At 43.2% G+C, this 551-nt stretch carries 1 protein-coding gene; it reads right to left on the reverse strand.

The genetic code is table 11. The features are described 5' to 3' along the window. Positions 1-551: IS3 family transposase (locus QWZ04_RS23280; RefSeq protein WP_290330697.1), on the reverse strand; the 551-nt coding region annotated here is incomplete at both ends.

The following is a 551-nucleotide window of genomic DNA, read 5'->3' on the forward strand; positions in this document are numbered from 1 at the left end:
GAGACTCATAGGCCATCGAAAGAGCCTTTCCCGTTAATCGGCTATTCGGTGATAGTGACATTGCCCAACCAATCGTTTTTCGTGCAAATAAGTCTATAACAACGGCTAAATACATCCAGCGATTACCTGTCCAAACATAGGTAACGTCACCGACCCAAACCTTATTTGGCTCAGTAACAGCAAATTGCCTATTAAGATGATTTGGGATCTCTATGTGTTCCTGTGATGCCTTTCTGTACTTATGTTTCGGTAACTGGCAACTCACTAGGCCAAGCTCTTTCATTATCTTGGTAGCTCGATAACGACTCAGATTCATTCCTTGATTTGTCACAAGGCTCGCGATGGTTCGAGCACCGGCAGAGCCATTACTCGCAGCATGGCTTTCATTTACCAAGCTGTGTAGCTTGACCTTTTCTACATTGATAACAGCTGGCCTTTTTCGCCAATATTTATAGCTGCTGCGATGAATACTGAACACTTCGCACAATGTTTTTATGCTATAGCTCTGCCTGAGTTTTTCAATTATCGAGAATTGTTCAACGAGTCCGACA

Origin of the sequence: Vibrio tapetis subsp. quintayensis (assembly GCF_030409945.1) — a bacterium.
GTDB lineage: Bacteria > Pseudomonadota > Gammaproteobacteria > Enterobacterales > Vibrionaceae > Vibrio > Vibrio quintayensis.